17 protein-coding genes and 1 pseudogene are annotated in these 15,844 nt (G+C 65.2%); 11 read left to right on the forward strand and 7 right to left on the reverse strand.

Annotation, left to right across the window (positions count from 1 at the left end; all coding sequences use genetic code 11):
• The first annotated feature begins 170 nt into the window (after positions 1-170).
• Positions 171-740, forward strand: a complete 570-nt coding sequence (locus tag ACIBJI_RS35765) for a hemerythrin domain-containing protein (protein WP_364341961.1) — start codon at positions 171-173, stop codon at positions 738-740.
• Positions 741-878: 138 nt separating this feature from the next.
• On the opposite strand, the pseudogene ACIBJI_RS35770 reads toward ACIBJI_RS35765, so the two are convergent.
• Positions 879-1,217 (reverse strand): annotated as a pseudogene (locus ACIBJI_RS35770) (transglycosylase family protein); the annotation flags it as partial.
• A 689-nt stretch (positions 1,218-1,906) separates the two neighbouring features.
• Between ACIBJI_RS35770 and ACIBJI_RS35775 the strand changes: the two are divergent.
• The gene (locus ACIBJI_RS35775; RefSeq protein ID WP_364341963.1) at positions 1,907-2,122 is read left to right on the forward strand and encodes an MFS transporter; all 216 of its coding nucleotides are present in this window, start codon (positions 1,907-1,909) and stop codon (positions 2,120-2,122) included.
• A gap of 158 nt (positions 2,123-2,280) precedes the next feature.
• Here ACIBJI_RS35775 and sigJ read toward each other — a convergent pair whose 3' ends face one another.
• Positions 2,281-3,171, reverse strand: a complete 891-nt coding sequence (gene sigJ / locus ACIBJI_RS35780; protein WP_364341965.1) for an RNA polymerase sigma factor SigJ — start codon at positions 3,169-3,171, stop codon at positions 2,281-2,283.
• 138 nt (positions 3,172-3,309) lie between these two features.
• Between sigJ and ACIBJI_RS35785 the strand changes: the two genes are divergently transcribed.
• The gene (locus ACIBJI_RS35785; RefSeq protein WP_364341967.1) at positions 3,310-3,945 is read left to right on the forward strand and encodes an NAD(P)H-dependent oxidoreductase; all 636 of its coding nucleotides are present in this window, start codon (positions 3,310-3,312) and stop codon (positions 3,943-3,945) included.
• Positions 3,911-4,402 carry a YybH family protein gene (locus ACIBJI_RS35790; protein ID WP_396956241.1) on the forward strand — a complete coding sequence of 164 codons (492 nt, stop codon included), beginning with the start codon at positions 3,911-3,913 and terminating at the stop codon, positions 4,400-4,402. Before ACIBJI_RS35785 ends, ACIBJI_RS35790 begins: the two co-directional genes overlap by 35 nt.
• Positions 4,403-4,532: 130 nt before the next feature.
• Here the strand turns inward: ACIBJI_RS35790 and sigI are convergent, their stop codons facing one another.
• The gene (sigI, locus tag ACIBJI_RS35795) at positions 4,533-5,402 is read right to left on the reverse strand and encodes an RNA polymerase sigma factor SigI (RefSeq protein WP_364341970.1); all 870 of its coding nucleotides are present in this window, start codon (positions 5,400-5,402) and stop codon (positions 4,533-4,535) included.
• A 147-nt stretch (positions 5,403-5,549) separates the two neighbouring features.
• Between sigI and ACIBJI_RS35800 the strand changes: the two genes are divergently transcribed.
• From ACIBJI_RS35800 to ACIBJI_RS35810, 3 genes are all read left to right on the forward strand, one after another.
• Positions 5,550-6,419: a hypothetical protein gene (locus ACIBJI_RS35800; RefSeq protein ID WP_364341972.1), complete on the forward strand. Its 870-nt coding sequence runs from the start codon at positions 5,550-5,552 to the stop codon at positions 6,417-6,419.
• Between the two features lie 177 nt (positions 6,420-6,596).
• On the forward strand, positions 6,597-8,024 hold the full coding sequence (gene rox / locus ACIBJI_RS35805; RefSeq protein ID WP_364341974.1) for a rifampin monooxygenase: 1,428 nt from the start codon (positions 6,597-6,599) through the stop codon (positions 8,022-8,024).
• A 197-nt stretch (positions 8,025-8,221) separates the two neighbouring features.
• The gene (locus tag ACIBJI_RS35810) at positions 8,222-8,476 is read left to right on the forward strand and encodes a hypothetical protein (protein WP_364341976.1); all 255 of its coding nucleotides are present in this window, start codon (positions 8,222-8,224) and stop codon (positions 8,474-8,476) included.
• Positions 8,477-8,780: 304 nt separating this feature from the next.
• On the opposite strand, the gene ACIBJI_RS35815 is transcribed toward ACIBJI_RS35810, so the two are convergent.
• A complete protein-coding gene (locus tag ACIBJI_RS35815; RefSeq protein ID WP_364341978.1) occupies positions 8,781-9,437 on the reverse strand; it encodes a hypothetical protein in 657 nt (218 codons plus the stop codon).
• A 530-nt stretch (positions 9,438-9,967) separates the two neighbouring features.
• Between ACIBJI_RS35815 and ACIBJI_RS35820 the strand changes: the two genes are divergently transcribed.
• On the forward strand, positions 9,968-10,873 hold the full coding sequence (locus tag ACIBJI_RS35820; RefSeq protein ID WP_364341980.1) for an aromatic prenyltransferase: 906 nt from the start codon (positions 9,968-9,970) through the stop codon (positions 10,871-10,873).
• Positions 10,874-10,942: 69 nt separating this feature from the next.
• Here ACIBJI_RS35820 and ACIBJI_RS35825 read toward each other — a convergent pair whose 3' ends face one another.
• Positions 10,943-11,887 (reverse strand): aldo/keto reductase, encoded by a 945-nt coding sequence (locus ACIBJI_RS35825; protein ID WP_364341982.1) that lies wholly within the window; start codon positions 11,885-11,887, stop codon positions 10,943-10,945.
• 75 nt (positions 11,888-11,962) lie between these two features.
• On the opposite strand from ACIBJI_RS35825, the gene ACIBJI_RS35830 reads away from it, so the two are divergent.
• Together ACIBJI_RS35830 and ACIBJI_RS35835 are read left to right on the forward strand one after the other, a co-directional pair.
• Positions 11,963-12,622 carry a TetR/AcrR family transcriptional regulator gene (locus ACIBJI_RS35830; RefSeq protein ID WP_364341984.1) on the forward strand — a complete coding sequence of 220 codons (660 nt, stop codon included), beginning with the start codon at positions 11,963-11,965 and terminating at the stop codon, positions 12,620-12,622.
• Entirely contained in the window at positions 12,594-13,517 is a 924-nt protein-coding gene (locus ACIBJI_RS35835; protein ID WP_397087742.1) for an NADP-dependent oxidoreductase, read from the forward strand. The genes ACIBJI_RS35830 and ACIBJI_RS35835 overlap by 29 nt, the downstream gene beginning before the upstream one ends.
• 182 nt (positions 13,518-13,699) lie before the next feature.
• Here the strand turns inward: ACIBJI_RS35835 and ACIBJI_RS35840 are convergent, their stop codons facing one another.
• Both ACIBJI_RS35840 and ACIBJI_RS35845 read right to left on the reverse strand, forming a co-directional pair.
• A complete protein-coding gene (locus tag ACIBJI_RS35840; protein ID WP_364341986.1) occupies positions 13,700-14,185 on the reverse strand; it encodes a DUF488 domain-containing protein in 486 nt (161 codons plus the stop codon).
• 130 nt (positions 14,186-14,315) lie between these two features.
• Positions 14,316-14,669, reverse strand: a complete 354-nt coding sequence (locus ACIBJI_RS35845; protein WP_397087744.1) for a YybH family protein — start codon at positions 14,667-14,669, stop codon at positions 14,316-14,318.
• A gap of 63 nt (positions 14,670-14,732) precedes the next feature.
• Between ACIBJI_RS35845 and ACIBJI_RS35850 the strand changes: the two genes are divergently transcribed.
• Positions 14,733-15,707 carry a helix-turn-helix transcriptional regulator gene (locus ACIBJI_RS35850; RefSeq protein ID WP_397087746.1) on the forward strand — a complete coding sequence of 325 codons (975 nt, stop codon included), beginning with the start codon at positions 14,733-14,735 and terminating at the stop codon, positions 15,705-15,707.
• The last annotated feature ends 137 nt before the right edge of the window (positions 15,708-15,844 follow it).

Here is a 15,844-nt window from a genome sequence, read left to right on the forward strand (position 1 = left end):
CTCGTCTGGCGCTCGATCCCCTGGCCGGTGAAGCGGACGTGGGCGGCTGGTGCGTTGGCAGCGGGGCGTCTCGGGGTTGCGTTATCGTCGGCTCCCTAAGGGATATGCCCGCAGGGGCAGTCTGCCCTGGCGTTCAATGCTGACCTGAAGTGCGGTATCAGGGAGGAATTATGGACATTACCGAGTTGATCCTGGATGACCACCATGAGCAGCGGCGGCTGTTCGCAATCCTGGAACAGATTGATCGTGCGGAGACCGGGGTGCTTTCCGCGATCTGGGACAGGCTGGCCGCCTTCCTCGAGCTGCACGCGCAGGCGGAGGAGGAGATCTTCTACCCCGCGCTGCTGCAGGCGGGCATCACGGCCCGGCGCGCGGGCGGGGTGGAGGACGAGACACTCGACGCCATCCACGACCACAACCAGATCAGGGACGCGATCGCCGAAGTGGCGCGTCATCAGGTCGGCACCGATGGCTGGTATGCGGCCGTCGCGGCAGCGAACTCGGCCAACAGCGATCACATGGCCGAGGAAGAACGCGAGGGCCTCACCGACTTTCGCCGCTTGGCCGGGCTGGCGCGCCGCCATCAGCTGGCTGTCGCGTTCGCCGCTTACGAGGCGCGCAACTACGCCGGCGTCCAGCCCGTGGACAAGGATCCCGTCAGCTACGTCCGCGAGGCAGAGAAGAAGCTGCGGACCGCTGCGAGCGGATCGCTGAGTGTCGGCACCCTGAAGCGGAACTGACCGGCAGACCGGCCGCGGCAGTCAGCACGCAACATCCCCTCGTGCCGCATTCCGCGCCGACCGAACCGGCGAGCGCGGGACGTCCGAAGCGCAACGCGCCGAGGCCATCTCGGGCTGCAGAGCCCTACTGTCTCACCGAAGGCCGAGCGCTGCCGAACATCCTGCCCAAGGGCCCCAGCCCTGAACGGCGAGCACTCGCTCGGCGACGGCGATCTGCTGCTCACGGGTGGCCTTATCGGCAGTCTGCCCATACGCGGCACCGCCATATGCAGCCCATGTGCCCGGCGCGAACTGCAGGCCGCCCTGAAACCCGTTGCCAGTGTTGATACTCCAATTACCGCCGGACTCACACGCGGCGAGGCTGTCCCATTCCTGATCGGTAGCGGCGGAAGCTTGGCCAACATATGCCATGCCGGCCCCGCCGATGATCGCGCTGGTAGCGACGATCTTCTTGAGTGGGGTGCCCAGAACGCTCATATCACAGTTCCTTTCGAGTCAGCAAACCTATACAGGCGCCCAAGCATGAAAGGTGATCACTGGATCTTTGGAGCCGTTCGAGTCTGTGCTGGACGCGGAGAGCTCAAGTGACAGTTCTCGATATCGTGTCCACATCGAAATAAAAACCTGTGTCGCGCGCGAACCTATTGGCAGCCGTTGGTGGATCGAAAAGCTGCGGCGACCGAACAGATGAATGACGGTGCGCACGCTCGGTAATGCCGATTACAGGCCATGAATGGTGGCGTTTGATCACATGAGGCTGCATGAATCCATGCCAATGGCTGCCTTGTTCACGTTTCCAGAGTTCCGCCCGCCCGGTATCGCTGAAGCGCTGCATGTGGTCGATCGACTGCCGAGAACCCTTCTACCAGCTGAAGTATCGAACCCGACGCCGCAGCTCCGGATGTATACCAGCCCAGAAACCGGCTCGCCCCGCAACTCGCGATGTCGGAAACCCGCATAGGCCATAAAATCCCTGCAATGGCAAGTGGTCGAACAACAAGTTCAGGAATTACCGGACACCCACAGCAGGCCATGAAATCCGTTCAGCCGCAATAGGTTGGACAAAAAGTCGGAAACTGAAAGGGGTGTGACGATTGACTACGGTCCAACGGTCAATTCTCACCGACCGCATTCGAAGGTGTTCATTACCACGTCCGCCAACGCTGTTGATCTGGCTGGACAACACCGTCCTGAGTACTAACTTCGAGACACTCGCAGACCCGGTACGTGGACTGGACGCCGGCCCGGCCGAACTTCAGTGGGCCACAGGCTCTTACACGCTGGCCTTCGCCAGCTTGATCTTCACCGCAGGCGCATTGGGTGATCGCTTCGGTCACCGCACAGTGCTCGTAACGGGATTGGTGTTCTTCGCCGGGTCCTAGATATGGGCGGCGTACGCACGCGCAACGTACATTCGGTGGCGGCAACGCGGCGCTCGGATTGCTTGGGCTGGTACAGGAGCCGGACTACGGTCGAGGAGGCAGCCGCTCTATATCTAGCGCCATGATCGCTGTCCTCAGCGTTGGAGCATTCCAGCGGTTCAGCCGACTGTCCAGGACCGCAGTTTCTCCGGATTCCGAATCGCCCAGATGCGAGTGATCCGGCCGTCGACGATGTCGAAGGCGTAGACCGACACGATGGTGTCGGCGAGCTGCGCCACCAGCCCGGGTTGGCCGTTTACCGTGCGCTCGAGCAGCATTACCTCGGGGCCTCGGGCGGCGATTTCGATCCAGGCGCGCGCAATCTGCTCGCCGCCGATGATCGGATGGCGGAAGGCCGGGGCCAGGCCACCGCTGTCGGCGGTCGCGGTCGCGGTCGGATCGAGCAAACCGATCAGGGCCTCGATATCACTCGTCTCCCAGGCCCGTTTGAAGTCCCTGACCACCTCGGAGCGCTGGGGGCTCGCCGAGCCCCGCGAGGTGTCGATGCGGCGGCGGGCGCTGGAGGCGAGCTGGCGGCAGGCCGCGGGAGTGCGCCCAACGACATCGGCGACCTCGGCGAAGGAGTAGCGAAAGACATCGTGCAGGACGAACGCCACCCGCTCGGCCGGTGTCATGGAATCGAGCACGACGAGGAAGGCCATACTGATCGACTCGTCGAGGGTGACGCGGTCGGCCGGATCGGCGGGGGCGGGACCACCGAACCATTCCGAATGGCCGGGAATCGGCTCCGGAATCCATTCGCCCACATACCGTTCCCGCCTGGCTCGCGCCGAGCCGAGCAGATCGAGACAGATCCGGCCGGCGACAGTCGTCAACCAAGCACCGGGCACCGCCACATCGCGGCGCTGCCGCTCCGACAGCGCGTACCAGCGCACATAGGTCTCCTGCACCACATCCTCGGCCTCAGCGAGCGAGCCGAGCAGCCGATAGGCGAGATTGATCAGCTGACGGCGTTCACTGATCACCGAGCTCAGTTGCGGATCGGTCATGGTGTTCGGCTCCTTCGGTCGATGCGTCCCTCACCGAAATCGACGAATCAGCGACCCGATTTGTCAGGCGACCTGACATTCCGGACGGCTGTGTCGTCGGAAGGCCGTGACACTTTCAGCAAAGCAGGAGTTCCGGAAATGACCAAAATCGGCATCATCCTCGGCAGTACCCGACCCAACCGCAACGGCCCGCAGGTCGCCCAGTGGGTTCTGGACACGGCATCGCAGCGCGGCGACGCCGAGTTCGAACTCATCGACCTGCGCGACCACCCGCTACCGCATCTGGACGAGCCCGTGGCGCCCATGTTCGGCCCGTCGGTCCACGAACACACCCGCGCCTGGGCCGAGCGGATCGCCCCGTTCGACGGCTTCGTGATGGTGACCCCGGAGTACAACGGCGGGGTTCCCGGGGTGCTGAAAAACGCCATCGACCACCTGTGCGGGGAATGGACCGACAAGGCCGTCGGATTCGTCTCCTACGGGGTGAGCGGCGGCGCCCGCGCGGTGGCGCAGCTGCGGGTGGTCTGCAGCACGCTGGGCATGGCCGATGTGAGCCGTCCGGTGGAGATCTCGGTGCTCACCGATTTCGAGAACTACACCACCTTCACACCGCGCGAGCGCCACACCACAGCGCTGAACACCTTGCTGGATCAGCTCATCGCCTGGAGCACCGCCCTGGCGCCGCTACGGCGGCCCGCCACCGATACCCCGCACATCAACTCCGAAGGTAGGGCCAATCATGACGACGCCGAACGACTTTCAGTCACACGCTGACCGAATCGAAACGCAACGCGAGTTGGATGAAGCCGAGATTCGCCGGCAAATCGACAAGGTAGTCGAAGGACTGCGAGCCAAGGACCTCGAGGCACTGAAGCAGGTGTACACAACCGACGTCGTGTCCTTCGATGTCGAGCCGCCACTCCAGCATGTCGGGATAACGGCGAAACTCGAGAACTGGGCGAAAGTGTTCCTGTTCTTCGAGAATGTGACCTATGAGGTTCGCGACCTGACGTTCACCGTAGGCGACGAGGTGGCATTCGGGCACGCCTTCGTGCGCCTCAGTGGCACATTGAAAAACGGGACGGCGACGAGCGGTATGTGGGTCAGGGTCACCTACGGTCTGCGGAAAATCGACGACACCTGGTTGATCGCGCACGATCAGGTCTCGGTGCCGCTCGACATCCCGAGCGGGAAAGGAGTGGTCGACCTCGAGCCGGTGACGAAAATCTAGGGCCGTCTCCAACGGTTTGACGAAAGCCCCCCGCTGGACGGGGGCTTTCGTGCGGCATAGACCAAGCGCCACAGACTCAATCGCGGCGGCGGCAGGAATATCCGTACTCGCGAGTCCCCGATGTATCGCCTCATCGACGGGTGGTGGGGTTGACCGTCGCTTCGATCTTGCGGACGAGGCCGTCTTCGACGGTGAGTACGAGCAGTGCGAAGAAGCGGTGATCGATGAAGGCGAGGATGGCCGGCTGGTCGAGTACCGAATGGGACACGAGGACTGCCCGGTTGGTGTAGTAGGTCAGTAGATTCTGGCCGACCTCGGTCCGTCCGTGGGAGATCTGGGGACCGATCGAGCCGCCGAGGAATGTGGCGATGCCCCACGCCTCGGGGTGCAGAACGGTGAGCAACGTGGTGAGGTCGCCGTTCGCGCACGCATCGATGAATTTCGCTGTGACTGTTCGGTATTCGGGGGCGAGCGCGGCGGTGTCGGGCCGGGTGCCGGCTAGTTTGAGCCGCGCGCGACGAGCCAGTTGGCGGCAGGTTCCGATCGGTTGCCCGAGCGTCTCGGCGATGGTGTCGAACGGCATGGCGAAGACATCGTGCAGGACGAATGCGACCCGCTCGGCGGGGCGTAACCGCTGCAGCACCACCAGCAGTGCAAATTGGACGTCCTCGTCGAGAGTGATCCGATCGGCCGGATCGGCCGCGGCGGCTCGGTAAGGCGAGTCGAGTGCTTCCATCCGCATCGGGTCGCCTGGCCATTCATGGCGGACTCGCGCCGACCGCAGCATGTCCAGGCATATCCTGCTGGTGACGACGGTGAGCCATCCGCGCACGTCCGCCAGCACGCCGATATCAATGTTACCGAGCCGCGTGAAGGCTTCCTGCACAACGTCTTCCGCGTCACCGATGTCGCCCAGCATCCGGAACGCCAGATCGACCAGGTACGCCCGATTGCCCTGCCAGGCCTGATCGAACGCGGTGCCACGGTCGTGCGGGGTCATTTCCATACCTCGAGGACGAAATGACCTCGATAAAAGTTACGCGCAGGCGCCCTGGAGCTGTTGTAACTTTCCCGATCGCCGCCTCGTCCTATTGCTCGCGTACACCGATCCGCATCAGCGGATCCGATTCGGGAACCAGGAGAGGCAATGACACTCATCACGACACACCGTCCACACGCGTTCACTCGGCTGCTGGCCGCCATGGCGGCAGCCGTCGGTACGGCTTTGGCCCTCTCGCCGGGGGCAGCGACCGCGGATGCGGACAACCACGATGTCGATCAGTATCTCGGCACCTGGAATTACGATCAGCCCGACTTCTCCAGCGGAACCAACATAGCGGTGATGCAGCTGCCGGCCTCGGAATACAAGATCCCACAGATCGGAACGGTCGTCTTCGAACGAGAGCCCGGCGGTGTGGTCGGCCGTAGCGATCAGGGTTGCACCTGGCACTTCGCGCTCGGGTCCGACGGTCTCGACCTGACCTCCAAGGACCAGTACTGCTTCAACAAGGTGATCGGCTCCGGCTACAACGTCGACACCTGGCACGTCACCGTCCGCGGCAGACGGGAAAGGGAAACTGTCCATGCGACAAGCGATTTCAATGGCGGCCAGTATCCGTTCGTACTCGACAACGCCAGTCGTACCAGAGCCGGAATCGAGAAGCCCCACGAAACACTCGAACACTTCATCGGGACGTGGACCTTCGACCCGGCCGATCCTGCGCGGGGGATCAATCTCCTGAACCCGCAGCGAGCCCCGAAAACGGGATCGGTGACCTTCACTCCCGGTGATCGCGGCCAGGTCGAGGCCCGAACCGACGACGGATGTGTGTGGATGTTGGCAGCCGACGGCAACACTGCCGAACTCGCTTCCACGCCACAGCAGTGTGGCTCCCAGACAGTGAATTTCTGGTCGATCGCCAGCGACGGCCATCATGAATTCGCCGTCGTGAACGGCATCGACGCGCAAGGGACCGGCTACCTGCTGAGCATCGGATCGCTCACCAAGACCTCCTGAGGCCACCACTGCCCGCCTCTGGGGGCTCGACAGGTTCTATGCCAGAGGCGGGCAGGCTCGTCCGCCTCCCGCCACTTTCACCATATCGCGTACCCCGGGGCTTGCGGCAAGACCCTGGTGATGCTGCAGACTCGTCCGCTGCGAGCAGGCGCACGCCTTGCCCGGAGGAGGGTTCGGATGAGTGATGTCATCGTTGTCGGCGCCGGCCCAACCGGATTGATGCTGGCCGGTGAGCTCCGGCTACAGGGCGTCGAGGTCGTGGTGCTGGACAAGGACGAGCAGCCGGCTCCGTTCGTTCGTGCCCTCGGCATCCACGTGCGCACGATCGAGATCATGGAGCAGCGCGGCCTGCTGGGCAGATTTCTCGCGCACGGCCGAAAGTATCCGCTCCGCGGATTCTTCGCGGGCATCGCCAAACCCGCACCCCCTTACCTGGACACCGCACACGGTTACGTGCTGGGCATCCCCCAGCCCGACATCGACCGGATTCTCGCCGAACATGCCACCGAAGTCGGCGCGGACATTCGGCGCGGCAAGCGCGTCGTCGCGGTCCATCGAGACGACGACGGCGTCACCGCCGAATTGTCCGACGGCACAACGCTTCACGCACGCTACCTCGTCGGCTGCGACGGCGGGCGCAGCACCGTGCGCAAGCTGATCGATGTCGGCTTCCCCGGCGAGCCGTCGACGGCCGACACGCTGATCGGCGAAATGGAGGTGACCATGCCGGCGGACGAACTCGCCGCCAAAGTCACCGAAATCCGCGAAACGCAGAAGCGATTCGGAATCGGACCATCCGGAAATGGCGCGCACCGCGTCGTGGTGCCCGCAGCCGATGTCGCCGACGGTAGCACCGTCGCGCCCACCCTCGACGACATCAAGCAACAGCTGCGGGTCATCGCCGGCACCGACTTCGGCGTGCACTCACCGCGTTGGCTATCGCGCTTCGGTGACGCCACCCGTTTGGCCGAGCATTACCGTCGCGGCCGGGTGCTGCTCGCCGGCGACGCCGCACACATCCACCCGCCGATGGGAGGGCAGGGTCTCAACCTCGGCGTCCAGGACGCGTTCAACCTCGGCTGGAAGCTCGCCGCCGCGATCAACGGCTGGGCACCGCACAACCTGCTCGACAGCTACGAATCCGAGCGGCGTCCGGTGGCCGCCGACGTGCTGGACAACACGCGTGCACAGGCGGAGTTGATTTCCACCGAAGCGGGGCCGCAAGCGGTGCGGCGCTTGATCTCTGAGCTGATGGACTTCGACGATGTCACCCGCTACCTGATCGAGAAGATCACCGCGATCTCGGTCCGCTACGACTTCGGCGACGGCCATGACCTACTGGGCCGGCGGCTGCGGAACATCACATTGACCCGCGGCAACCTCTACGACCTGATGCACGCCGGCCGCGGAATGCTGCTCGACCAGACCGGACAACTGTCGGTCGATCGATGGAACGATCGCGTCGACCACATCGTCGACACCAGTACCGAATTCGACGCTCCCGCCGTGCTGCTTCGTCCAGACGGCCATGTGGCATGGGTCGGGGACGCGCAGTCGGAGTTGAATACCCATCTGGCTAGGTGGTTCGGCCGCCCGGCAACCTAAGTGCATTCGTACTGGTGCGCTACGGAGTCCCAGCGGGGCGGCCACGCTGGATATTTCGACCGTGGGCGTGCCGGGTCGTCAGCCGAGGGCTGTCAGGGCCGGAGCGAGGTGGACGAGATGGTCGATGCCAGGAGCGAATTCGGTGCCGATCGGGAGCAGCAGGGTGACGTGGTCGGCCCCGGCGGCCAGGTGTGCGCATGCACGCCAGCCGTAAGTACCGCAACGTCGAGGCGGGCAGTCGGGTGTCGTTCGTCGTCGACCAACAGGTCTCGTTGGAGCCGTACGTTATTCGCGGCATCGAAGTGCGCGGCACGGCCGAGGCGCTCGACGACCAGGAGCCGCCGTTCCCTCCCCAGGAACGCTCGATCATTCGGATCCATCCCGAACGGATCATCTCGTGGGGCATCGACGGCGGCTCCTTCGATTTCACCAGTCGCACGCCCAACAGCTAAGTGATCGCGCCCGTAATTCCCTTGGAGGTCAAGCGGCGCGGGCTCGAGCGGTCGTCTCGCTCGGCTGGTCCTGTTCGAGTTCGTGGCGGTCGAGCCTGGTGAGTAGATCGGCGCCAGGACGCACGTGGTCAGAGGGGCTGGAGCCGGGCGTGCAGGAGGCAGAATTCGTTGCCCTCTGGGCCGGCCAGGACGTGCCAGCTGTAGGTGCCGGCCCGGCCGACCTGGGTACTGTCGGCAGATTCCACGACATGTGCAGCGGCGCAGGCAGACCCGGCGATTCAAAGATGTTGTCCGAGTTGACTGCTCACTCACGGGGTGTCCCGTCCCAACGCCATGTCGCGAGCCGACGGTGCGCGGGTAGTTCCGCGCGTCCGGTGGCCCACAACAGAGTGGTCCACGGATCGGTGGATTCCGGTGCGTCCGGAAACAGTCGGGCAAGCACCCGCGTGCACAAAACCGCGGGTGGGTGCCAGGCGAATCCGAGCCCCTGCGCAAGGTCGTGGGTATGCACCAGGGTCTCTACAACTCCCATCGCCGCGAAGCCCTCGGGATCCGAGATACCGAAGACGTGGTAGGCGCGGGTCTGCGGCGGCGTCGTGCGCACCATAGAAACCAGCAGCGTCCCGCTCGCCTCCAGCACTTGCAGCAGGCCGTTGGGTCCAGCCGCACGATCCGCGTGCACTGCGTTCGCTGGGCCGCCGGGTCGTCGACTCTCCCAGAGAAACGGCACCTCGCTTTCCAAGGGCGGCGTTGCGGGGGCCAGTTGAACGGCGTACGCGAACAGATCGTCGCTGAGATGCTCGACGGTCTCCCAGCAGTCCCATTCGAGCGAACCGGCCTTACCGTCCCACGCCGCTGCAGGCGCCTCGCGAAGCGCCGCCACGGCCAACTGAACGGCAAGGTGGAGGTCCTCGGCAGTGACCCGGGGCCGGGGAGCGCCACTCTCAGCTGATCGGGACATCACCGAACCATACCCACAATCGAAGGGGCACATCGCAGTTCGCGTCACACGCGGTGCCTGCGCCCGCGTAGCCGGACCGGCCGACTGCTCGGGTCTCTTGGCGGGCATATTCGCGCCTGCCGCTTACGGCGCGGTGAGCGTGCGAGATGCGCTGTAGCACAGAATATTCGCTCACGTAATTCCGGCGCGCTCGGCGGAATGCGATGCCCCGTATCCCCACCGGCCGAGAGCAAACAGTCCATGAGGTGGCATCTTCGTGCTTCGGGAGCAATAGAAACGGGTGCTACCGGAACGCCGGGTTGGCATTCCAGACACGCTGAGGCAGCCGCCCGATCGGCGCGATCTATCGGCACGACATGGAGATTCGACTCCCACGCTGCAAGACCGTCGACTGAAAGCCAACGACTACGTCGCAGCGTAAAGTGTTGTCTGCGTACCCCATTCGCTCAGCCGGACATGACTTGCTGTCTGGTCGACCGGGATTGGCGAGACCGCGATGTTGTTCGTAGCACCCCTCTCTGGAAGGACGCATGTTCACCACAACCGAATCCGAGCTGGACGATCTCTATGCGGCCATTGAGAAATCCGCGCGGCTAGTGAACGTCCCCTGCGCGCGAGACACTGTCTGGCCCACCCTGACCGCATACGGCACGATGCTCACGCAGTCCGTGATCTCTTTCAGAGTGGTCACCGACGCCCGCCGCTCGGGAGACCTCGACTACCGTTTCTTGACGTTGCCGAGAGACGTCGACCCTTACAACATCGCCCTTTCCAACAAACTGCTTCCCGAGACCGAGCATCCGATTGGCGCTCTGCTGGACCAGGTCCAGAAACAGTGCCCCATCGACAGCTACGGAATCGATATCGGCGTAGCCGGCGGCTTCAAAAAAATCTGGCCGTTCTTTCCTGCCGATGGCGTGCAAAAGGTATCGGAGCTTGCCGCGCTTCCCTCCATGCCGCCCAGTCTCGCCGACCACGCCCGCATGTTCGCACGTCACGGCTTGGAGGACAGAGTCGGCTTGCTCGGCATCGACTACCACGACAAGACGATGAACGTGTATTTCCCCGGACTGCCGGCCGACTACTTCGGACCCCGCGCGATCGTGGCGCTGCACCGAGAAGCCGGACTTCCGGATCCGAGCGATCAATTCCTCGCACTCACCGAGAAAGCATTCGATATATACGCAACCATCAGCTGGGAATCTCCTCGGATCGAGCGCCTCTGTTTCCCTGTGATAACCCCGGACCCGACAACGCTCCCAGTCCCGATCGACCCGCACTTCGAGCAACTCGTCGACAAAGTTCCGTTCAGCACGACCGACCGTCGATTCACCTATGCCGCGACCTCGTCGCCCCGTGGAGAGTCCTACAAATTCAGTTGGTTTTACCAATGGCAACCCCGAATACTGGACAAGATGAAGACGTCCGATTCATAGAACTGTCAATAGGGCGTTCTCCGTAGAAGTACCTGTGCGGCCGGGCCGGTTACATCCCAACAGGTGTGCTCAACCGAGCGGAATATCGGCGGAGGTCGACGGGATCGCGTCGAGTGCGGCCATGACGGTGTCTTGCAGGGCGATCGTCGCGGCGGCGATATTGGCTTCGAGATGGCGGATGCGGGCGGTGCCGGGGATAAGCATGATGTTCGGTGCGTGGTGCAGCAGCCACGCGAGGCCGACCTGGGCGGGGGTGCAGTCGAGGGATTGCGCCGCGGCGGCGACGACCGGATCGTCGGTGACCTTCGGCATGGTCGGGAAGGCGCTGCCGAGCGGGAAGAACGGGACCCAGGCGATCTGTTCGGCCGCGCAGAGTTCCAACATGCCCTCGTCGGCGCGGGAGACGAGACTGTAGGCGTTCTGGACGCACGCGATCCTTGCGGGAAGGGCCCGGCGCAGGCCGTCGAGGGTGATGCCGCTGAGCCCGATCGCGCCGATCTTGCCCTCCTCGCGCAGCGTGATCAGGGTCGCGAGTTGATCGTCGAGTTCGACGATTTGGTCGCCGGAGGCCCGCAGGCCCGGCCCGGCGTCGAGGCGGCGCAGGTTCACCACCGGGATCCGATCGAGGCCGAGGGAGGCGAGATTGTCCTCGACGCTGGCCCGCAGTTGCTCGGGTCGCTGAGCCGGCCGCAGCGGGATGTCGGCACCCGGCGCGGGGTCGGCGCCGACCTTACTGACGACCACGACGCCGTCCTCGGGGCCGAATGCGTCCCGGATGAGCCCGTTGACGAAGCCGTCACCGTAGAACTGGGCGGTATCGACGTGGTCGACCCCGAGTTCCCACGCCCGGCGCAGCAGCGCGATCGCGGCGGCGCGGTCGGCATGCAGGCGTTCGAGTTGCATCGCGCCGTATCCGATGCGCGACACCGTGTGGTCGCCCAGCGTCCCGGCCCCGCCGGGGCGCGGCACGCCCGAGGGAGCGAGCTTGGTGAGGGACGTGATCTTCGCGGTCATGGGTTCTCCCACATGAGACGATAGGTGAAGCGGAGGATGCTCCGCTTCACCAACTATACCGGAGGTGCCTCCGAATTGAGTGCTGTCGATCCGACGTCCCCCGAGAACAAGCCCCGCGGTGCTCGCGCCCCCCGTGCCGACGCACAGCGCAATCGCAACAAACTCGTCGAGGTCGCCAGAGCCGCGTTCGCCGATGCCGGCGACACCGCGACATTGGAGGGCATCGCTGCCGACGCCGGTGTCGGCATCGGCACCCTGTATCGCCATTTCCCGACCCGTGAAGCTCTGGCCGAAGCCGTGTACGCCGCGGAACTCGACGATGTCACCGACAGCGTCGCGGTCCTGCTGCAGCAGCACCCCCCGGATGCGGCGCTGCGTGCGTGGATGGGGAAATACGCCGCCTTCGTCGCGACCAAGCGCGGCATGGCCGACACGCTTCGTGCCGGTTGGGCCTCGGGCCGCATCGCGGTACCGGCAACCCGGGAACGCATCACCGCTGCCATAGCCACAATGCTGGCCCACGGAGCCGAAACCGGCTCACTGCGTGGCGATGTCGAACCGGAGGACATCACGGTGATGCTCCTCGGAATTCTTCTCACCACAACAGGCGGTTCCTCCCAGCAAACGGAGCGACTACTCGACCTCATGCTCGATGCCCTACGGCTGAAAACAACCAGCGGCAATGCACGACAACGAAGGAGCAAGCATGCAAGCCATCATCGTTGGGAATCGTGACGCCGGCGTCGCCGGGATGACCCTGACGCACGACCTGCCTTACCCCCACGCCGCCGAGAACGACGTGATCGTGAAAGTACACGCCGCGGGGTTCACCACCGGCGAGCTGGACTGGCCAAGCACCTGGACCGACCGCGCCGGCCGGGACCGGACCCCGAGCGTGCCTGGCCACGAGTTGTCGGGAGTGATCGTCGAGCTGGGGTACGGCACCACGGGTCTGACCGTCGGCCAGCGGGTCTTCGGTCTGACCGACTGGACCCGCAACGGCACACTCGCCGAATACACCGCGGTGGAAGCCCGCAATCTCGCTCCCCTGCCCGCGGATATAGACCACATCGTGGCCGCCGCGCTGCCGATCTCGGGATTGACCGCCTGGCAGGGTCTATTCGACCACGCCCGCGTCACCAGCGGTCAGACCGTCCTGATCCACGGCGCCGCCGGCGGTGTCGGCTCGATCGCGGTGCAACTCGCCCGCGAGGCCGGGGCCCGAGTCATCGGCACCGGCCGAGCCCGCGACCGCGACCGCGCGCTCACCTTCGGCGTGCACACCTTCCTGGCCCTGGACACCGAGCCGCTGGAACAGGTGGGCGAAGTCGATGTGGTATTCGACGTGATCGGCGGAGACATCCTGGATCGCTCGACCAGCCTGGTACGCGCCGGCGGAACACTTGTCACCATCGCCACGCCACCTACGATCCAGCCCGACAACGGACGCGCCGTCTTCTTCGTCGTCGAACCCGACCGGACCCAACTCACCGAGCTCGCCACGCGCCTGCGCGACGGCCGCATCAAGCCGGCCGTCGGTGCCGTCCACCCTCTCGCCGAAGCACCCCACGCCTTCAATCCCGGGAGGCACAGCCCCGGCAAGACGATCATCCGCGTCAGCGACGAATGAACACACACCGCCGTTCCCCCTGACTGCGGTCGGTCGCCGAGTCGGACGCCTGGGCTCGAATCCCACCGACCGCAAAAAACACGGCGTTGAACCACAACACCACTCCGTTTCCCTCCAGAGGCCTCCTCGCCTCTTGCGCGACCATTAGCCACTCCACGAACACCGCCGGTGATAGGCATGGCTCAGCACGGGCGGAGGTGGATGACTGGCAGGCCGTGCTCGGTGCGCACGCGCTCGGCCACGAGTGAGCGGTGGCATGCCTCCGGATCGCGCTCGACGCAGAAAAGGGCGGTCGCCGAGTCGCTCGGAAGGTCGGCCACGAGCGCGCCGAGGTCGAACGGGTCGAGGATCTCACGGGTGTAGCGCTCGGCGTACTCGGGCGCAAGCGTGATGCGGTTGCGCTTGCCCACGCCCTGCCGGTCGTCCTCACGGTACTGGAGCTGGCGCAGCTCGGTCGTCGGCGCCAGCTCCTTCAGGTGCCGGTAGCCGATGTCCGCCGCGGCGAGCGCGAGCTGCAGCCGCGCCGAGTTCGCCCAGGAGTAGTCGGGGCCTCGAACGCCACGGCGCTGGCGAAGATCGAGGAGCAACCCCACGCCCGCGCCGGTGAGCTGCTCGATGAAGGCACCGGCCGTGAAGCCGTACACGCCGATCGTCACGATGCGCCTCATCGCAGCACCTGGCCAACTCGGTGACACGACGGGACGCCAAGCCCGAGTCTTCGGCACTCGCTGAAAGCGGCGCGGCACGCGCGCCCCTGTGCGGCGGTGGACACGGTCACGACGGCCCACCGCCGCCCCGCTACGGCACGAGTGCCGGCTGGTCCACGGCCCATAACCACGACCCATCCGGCTGGCGACGGGCGATCTCGACGGTCACTTCGCCGGTGGTCAGCGTGGACGCTGTGAGTGCCAGGTCTTCGCTCACCATCGCTGGATGCTGCCTGCCCGGCGAGAGCACCGGCGCGGCCGCGACAAACTGCTCGTACACCTTGCGGATCTCCGCATGTCCGGTCGCGAGGTTGCCCGGCGGAAACGCCAGCACGGCGTTCGGCTCGTACAACGCCACCAGCCCGTCGACGTCGCCCGCGTTGGCGCGCTCGATGAAGTACCTGCCCAGGTCGTTCGGCTCAGTGGCCACTTTCTTATTGGTCATACTGATAAGGCTCCCAACGAATCACGACATCCTGTGTCGTGTATTTCTGCAAAGGTTTTCGTTATGCGCGCCGACCGGTTGGTCTCGCTGGTGCTGCTGCTGCGCCAGCACGGTCGGCTGTCCGCGACCGCGCTGTCCCGCGAGCTGGAGGTATCCACCCGCACCGTGCTGCGCGACATCGAGGCGCTGTCCGCAGCCGGCGTCCCGGTCTACGCCGAACGCGGCCGGCACGGCGGTTTCGCGTTGTTGCCCGGTTTCCATACCGAGCTCACCGGACTGAACCACGACGAGGCACTTGCCCTGCTGGTCGCCGGATCACGGCGCGGCGCACAGGGATTCGGCCTCGGCTCGGCGCTCACTTCGGCCATGCGCAAGGTGGTCGACGCGCTACCCGAAAGCCATCGGGCCACCGCGGCCGGCGCGGCCCAGCGACTGCTCATCGACCCGGAGACCGACCTCCTCGCACGCCGACTGGTCGCTGAAGAGGCGCCCGACACCGTAGTGACCGAGGTCCGGCGCGCGGTGTTCGCCGGACACAAGCTGCGCATCCATTACGCGGCTGTGGACCAGACCCCGAAGTGGCGCACCGTGGACCCGATCGGCCTGGTCACCGTCCGCGACCAGGTCTACTTACTGGCCACGAGGTCCGGCGCGGACCGCACCTACCGGCTGTCCCGGGTGTTGGCCGCCGAGGAACTTCCCGAATCCGCCCAGCGATCTGACCGGGTCGATCTGGACCGCGCCTGGCTGGAACGCAGCACGCGGTTTCGAACCGGCGGCGACCTAGTCACCGTGCTGGTACGGGTGAACCCGGCACAGCGGGAGGAACTGGTGGAGACCGCGCTGACCGTCCGTGCCGAAGAAGCCGACACAGACGGCTGGCTGCGACTGGAGGTGACCTTCCAAGATCCGAGACACGCCGAATGGGCACTGTGGCAACTCGCCACGAACGCGGAAGCCCTTGCCCCGCAATGGTTGCGCACCGCCCTGCGCCACCGCGCCGCCGCGATCGCCACCTGCTACGAAGTGTCATCCTGAGAGTTGCCGCCTTCGGCGGGCCGACGCGGAAGCTGACAAGCGCCGGCCTCGCTCGCACAAACCTCGACAGCCGCCCCGACTACATCCTCGCCGCCTACATGGCCTCAGGCACATAGCAAGTCAACGCACCCGCACGC

This window comes from Nocardia sp. NPDC050408 (assembly GCF_044458905.1).
In the GTDB taxonomy this organism is placed as follows: Bacteria; Actinomycetota; Actinomycetes; order Mycobacteriales; family Mycobacteriaceae; genus Nocardia.

Bases quoted from the DNA above. Each gene is read 5' to 3' on its own strand.
- ACIBJI_RS35765 (WP_364341961.1), top strand. From the start codon at position 171: ATGGACATTACCGAGTTGATCCTGGATGACCACCATGAGCAGCGGCGG.
- sigJ (WP_364341965.1), bottom strand. From the start codon at position 3,171: ATGACCGATCCGCAACTGAGCTCGGTGATCAGTGAACGCCGTCAGCTG.
- ACIBJI_RS35785 (WP_364341967.1), top strand. From the start codon at position 3,310: ATGACCAAAATCGGCATCATCCTCGGCAGTACCCGACCCAACCGCAAC.
- ACIBJI_RS35790 (WP_396956241.1), top strand. From the start codon at position 3,911: ATGACGACGCCGAACGACTTTCAGTCACACGCTGACCGAATCGAAACG.
- sigI (WP_364341970.1), bottom strand. From the start codon at position 5,402: ATGACCCCGCACGACCGTGGCACCGCGTTCGATCAGGCCTGGCAGGGC.
- ACIBJI_RS35800 (WP_364341972.1), top strand. From the start codon at position 5,550: ATGACACTCATCACGACACACCGTCCACACGCGTTCACTCGGCTGCTG.
- rox (WP_364341974.1), top strand. From the start codon at position 6,597: ATGAGTGATGTCATCGTTGTCGGCGCCGGCCCAACCGGATTGATGCTG.
- ACIBJI_RS35810 (WP_364341976.1), top strand. From the start codon at position 8,222: ATGCACGCCAGCCGTAAGTACCGCAACGTCGAGGCGGGCAGTCGGGTG.
- ACIBJI_RS35815 (WP_364341978.1), bottom strand. From the start codon at position 9,437: ATGTCCCGATCAGCTGAGAGTGGCGCTCCCCGGCCCCGGGTCACTGCC.
- ACIBJI_RS35820 (WP_364341980.1), top strand. From the start codon at position 9,968: ATGTTCACCACAACCGAATCCGAGCTGGACGATCTCTATGCGGCCATT.
- ACIBJI_RS35825 (WP_364341982.1), bottom strand. From the start codon at position 11,887: ATGACCGCGAAGATCACGTCCCTCACCAAGCTCGCTCCCTCGGGCGTG.
- ACIBJI_RS35835 (WP_397087742.1), top strand. From the start codon at position 12,594: ATGCAAGCCATCATCGTTGGGAATCGTGACGCCGGCGTCGCCGGGATG.
- ACIBJI_RS35840 (WP_364341986.1), bottom strand. From the start codon at position 14,185: ATGAGGCGCATCGTGACGATCGGCGTGTACGGCTTCACGGCCGGTGCC.
- ACIBJI_RS35845 (WP_397087744.1), bottom strand. From the start codon at position 14,669: ATGACCAATAAGAAAGTGGCCACTGAGCCGAACGACCTGGGCAGGTAC.
- ACIBJI_RS35850 (WP_397087746.1), top strand. From the start codon at position 14,733: ATGCGCGCCGACCGGTTGGTCTCGCTGGTGCTGCTGCTGCGCCAGCAC.